Source organism: Clavibacter sp. MX14-G9D, assembly GCF_032917815.1.
GTDB lineage: Bacteria > Actinomycetota > Actinomycetes > Actinomycetales > Microbacteriaceae > Clavibacter > Clavibacter michiganensis_K.
In genome coordinates this window covers 1-3,529 of record NZ_JAVCVL010000252.1, presented here as the reverse complement: position 1 = coordinate 3,529, position 3,529 = coordinate 1, and the positions used below count along the sequence as shown (strand labels likewise).

General features: G+C 76.7%; 5 protein-coding genes. 3 read left to right on the top strand and 2 right to left on the bottom strand.

Annotated elements, in window-relative coordinates; genetic code table 11:
• The coding region (locus Q6969_RS14145; RefSeq protein ID WP_317231011.1) for a hypothetical protein at nt 1–1,040 on the bottom strand (1,040 nt) is incomplete at its 3' end.
• Between the two features lie 508 nt (nt 1,041–1,548).
• On the opposite strand from Q6969_RS14145, the gene Q6969_RS14140 reads away from it, so the two are divergent.
• The 3 genes from Q6969_RS14140 to Q6969_RS14130 all read left to right on the top strand — a co-directional run bounded on the left by Q6969_RS14140 (nt 1,549) and on the right by Q6969_RS14130 (nt 2,937).
• Nucleotides 1,549–1,968, top strand: coding sequence for a BLUF domain-containing protein (locus Q6969_RS14140; RefSeq protein WP_317231010.1), 420 nt, complete (start codon nt 1,549–1,551; stop codon nt 1,966–1,968).
• 94 nt (nt 1,969–2,062) lie between these two features.
• Nucleotides 2,063–2,701, top strand: a complete 639-nt coding sequence (locus Q6969_RS14135; RefSeq protein ID WP_317231009.1) for a hypothetical protein — start codon at nt 2,063–2,065, stop codon at nt 2,699–2,701.
• Nucleotides 2,701–2,937 carry a helix-turn-helix transcriptional regulator gene (locus tag Q6969_RS14130; protein WP_317231008.1) on the top strand — a complete coding sequence of 79 codons (237 nt, stop codon included), beginning with the start codon at nt 2,701–2,703 and terminating at the stop codon, nt 2,935–2,937. Before Q6969_RS14135 ends, Q6969_RS14130 begins: the two co-directional genes overlap by 1 nt.
• 29 nt (nt 2,938–2,966) lie before the next feature.
• On the opposite strand, the gene Q6969_RS14125 is transcribed toward Q6969_RS14130, so the two are convergent.
• On the bottom strand, nt 2,967–3,407 hold the full coding sequence (locus tag Q6969_RS14125) for a YdeI/OmpD-associated family protein (protein WP_317231007.1): 441 nt from the start codon (nt 3,405–3,407) through the stop codon (nt 2,967–2,969).
• Nucleotides 3,408–3,529 lie beyond the last annotated feature (122 nt).

The window sequence follows — 3,529 nt, the reverse complement described above, 5'->3', positions numbered from 1 at the left end:
GGCCCCAGCCGGTGCGCGCCCCGGAGCCAGGCGACCAGCTCCTCGGCGGTGGCCTCCGCACCGGACGGCAGCGGCTCGGCGCTCGCCAGCGCGTGGCGGATGCCGCCGGGCGCGCTCCCCAGCACCGCGTCGAGCAGGGCGTCGCCGCGGAGCCCGATCTCGCCGAGCAGCGTCACCTCGCGCGCGGAGAGCCCCACCGGCAGGTCGCCGTTGCCGAGGTCGGTGCCGTACGCGACCCGCCCGCCGGCCCGCACGTAGCGGCGCGCGTTGTCGAGGGCCGTCGCGAGGTCCGGCCCCCCGTGGATCGCGAGGGTGGAGATCCAGAGCACGTCGCGCGCGACGGACTCCGCCAGGGTCGCGTCGTCCAGCCGCTCGGTCCACGGCACGTGCACGAGCGCGTCGGCGCCCACCCGGATCGCCCGGCCCGCCTGCCCCACGCCCTCCGCGTGCACGGCCGCGGGCAGCCCGGCGGCGTGCGCGGCGTCCACGAGGGCCGCGAGCACGTCGTCGGCGAGGAGAGGACCGCCGTCGTGCAGGACGACCTTGATCACGTCCGCGCCGCCCGCGCGCGCCTCCGCGACCGCAGGTGCCGCGTCGCCGACACGTGCCACCTCCCGCACGCTCCCGGCGGGCGCCCACGCACGGTCGGAGGGGTAACCGCCCCAGGCGGTGTGGAACGGACCCGCGTAGCGGACGTCCACGCCGTCCGGCGGCAGGGCGGCGATGCGCGCCGTCTCGACCGGATCCCCGCCGAGGTCGACCACGGCCGTCACCGGCGACCCGGCCAGCGCCGCGTACGGCACGAGCCCCAGGTGCACGTGCCGGTCGACGACGCCGTCGGAGAGGCTGAGGTCCAGCCGCCCGCGCACCGGATCCGCGGGGTCGGCGAGCGCGACGCCGCCGCCGTCGATCCGCACCGCGACGTCCCGGTGCGTGCGCTCCAGGCGGACCTCCCGCACGCGCCACACGTCGCCGCGCACGCCGGCGCCGCCCGCGGGACGGGGAGCACGGTCCGGACGGGGAGCGCGGGAGTCGGGCATGCCCCCGAGCGTAGGAGGCGCGGCGCGCGCACCGTCCGCCGCCGCCCGCGCCCTCCCTCCACCTCCGACTATCCGCTGACCGTCTCCGCACGGCATCCGTCCCCCACGCGCCGCCGCGCGCTCCCACCCCCCGAAGCACCCGGGATCCGCACCAGCGCGGGCCGCTCACCCTCCCCTCACCCCCGGATCACCCGCGCTTCGTGCACGAGATGTCCCCCATATGGAGGACCGGGCCCCTAGAGTCTTCCTAGCGCGACGGGTTCCCCCCGATGCCGTCGCGCGAATGGATACCCGAGCAGCGCCCCGCCGCATCCCCCGCACCGCGGGGCCGCTCTCAGATCCCTCCGCGATCCGACCCGAACGGACGTGGGAGCAGCAGGAGCCCGGCACGCCACGTACCCGCGAGCGAGCCGGGCTCTTGTCCGCACAGGAGCCGCGCCGGGCCGCCGCCCGTGCCCCGCCGTCCCCCGCCACGCGGGAGGATGGGTCCACGGCACGAGGGGGATCCATGCGCACGACCGTCTACACGAGCACCGCCACGCGGCACCTGTCCGACGACGACCTCGCCGAGCTGCTCGGCCAGTGCGTGCGGAACAACGAGCCGGCGGGCCTCACCGGCCTCCTGCTGCACCGCGACGGCCGCTTCATGCAGGTGCTCGAGGGCCCGGACGACGCCGTGGGCGCGGTGTTCGCGACCATCGCCGCGGATCCGCGCCACACCGACGTGCGGCTGCTGCTCGACGAGCGGATCCCGGCGCGGCGGTTCCCCGCCTGGTCCATGGGGTTCCGCACGGTCGACGACTCGACGGTCCGCCAGCTGGACGGGTACGACGACTTCCTCGACCGCCCCGCCTCCGCCGCCGCCCGTCCGGACGCGCCGTCCCGGGCCCGCTGGCTCCTGGAGTGGTTCCGCACCCACCCCGCGTGAGCCGCCCCGCGGGAGCCGCCCGCCCTCGACACGCAGGCGGGGCGCGTGCGACCATATCGACATTCGTTGCAACGATGATCGATGGGACGCGACCATGAGCACCCCCTCCCCCACCAGCACGGGCGCCGCCGTGCGCACCACGCGCGGCGTCCTCCGGGCGGCCCTCGTCATCGCCGTCCTCGTGCTCCTCGCCGTGGCGGCCTCCGCCGTCGCGAGCGCGGTCCAGACGGTGCGGACCGGCGTCGTGCACACGTCGCTGGAGATGCGCGGGTCGCTCCCGGCGGAGGCCGACGCCGGCCCCGCGGACCTCCGCTCGGGCGCCTACCGGACGGCCGACGTCGCCGTCGGCGGCCTGTCGGACGGGATCGTCGTCATGCACGTGGTGCGCATCGCCCTCGACGCGTCCGTCGGCATCGCGCTGGCGGCCACGGTCGCGATCCTCGCCCGTCGGCTGCTGCGGCCGGATCCGCTCGCGCGCCGCCTCAGCCTCGTCGTCACGCTCGCGGGCGGCACCGTCATGATCGCCGCCCTGTGCTCGCTCGGGATGCGCACCGGCGTGGCATGGCTGGTCGGCGGCGAGCTGAACGACCCCGCCGCGGGGCTCGAGGGCTTCTGGCCCGTGGTCGCCGAGGTCGACCTGTCGACCATCGCGCTCGGGTTCGCCCTGATGATCGTCGGCCTCGTCGTCGAGCACGGCGAGCGCCTGCAGCGCGACACCCGCGGCCTCGTCTGATGGCCGCGGACGACGACGGGCCCACCGGCGTCCACTGCCGCCTCGACGAGCTGCTGGCGGCCCGCGGCATGACGCTGACCCGGCTCAGCGCGATCGTGGGCGTCAGCCAGGTGAACCTCTCGGTCCTCAAGAACGACCGCGCGCGGGCGGTGCGCTACTCGACCCTCGTCGCGGTGTGCCGCGCGCTCGAGTGCGAGATCGGCGACCTCCTGGTGCTCGATCCGCCGCTCCCCTGATCTGCGCCGCGCCGGGGCTGACCCGCGGATCAGCCCCGCAGCACCGCGAGCGCCTTCTCGACGCGGCGCGCGCGGGTCTCATCCGTCCTCGCCTCGCCGATCGGGTCCACGAGGGCCCGCTGACGGCTGGAGGAGAGGGCGCCGAAGGCCTCCGCGAGAGCGGGCTCCGCGGCGATCGCGGCCGCCACCTCCTCGGGGACGACGGCCTCGCGCGGCGCCGCGTCGAGCTCCATGGTGACCTCGACCTCGTCGTCGGCGGCGATCCCCGAGGCGGCGCGATGCGCGGCGCTGAGCGGCAGGAGCTGCTGGCCGCCCATCGTGCCGACGGTCGTGCGGTACGAGTACCCCGCGACCGTGACCACGACGGCGGGGCGCTTCCCGGCGCCCAGCTCCTCCAGCGCCTCCGGGGGCACGGGCAACCCGGTGGCGTTGACGCGGGCCTGCAGGACGCGGGTGCGGAAGGTGGGCATGACGGCTCCTCGATGCGCCGCCGCCGGGCGCGGGTCGCCGGCGGTCGATCCCGAGGCTAGGCCCGGGGATCCGGCTTCGTCGAGACGGCGACCGTGAACTTCGCGTTCCGCCCGGCCTCGCG

Excerpts from the sequence above, each read along its gene's own strand:
- Q6969_RS14130 (WP_317231008.1), top strand. The coding sequence starts at position 2,701 with ATGGCCGCGGACGACGACGGGCCCACCGGCGTCCACTGCCGCCTCGAC.
- Q6969_RS14140 (WP_317231010.1), top strand. The coding sequence starts at position 1,549 with ATGCGCACGACCGTCTACACGAGCACCGCCACGCGGCACCTGTCCGAC.
- Q6969_RS14135 (WP_317231009.1), top strand. The coding sequence starts at position 2,063 with ATGAGCACCCCCTCCCCCACCAGCACGGGCGCCGCCGTGCGCACCACG.
- Q6969_RS14125 (WP_317231007.1), bottom strand. The coding sequence starts at position 3,407 with ATGCCCACCTTCCGCACCCGCGTCCTGCAGGCCCGCGTCAACGCCACC.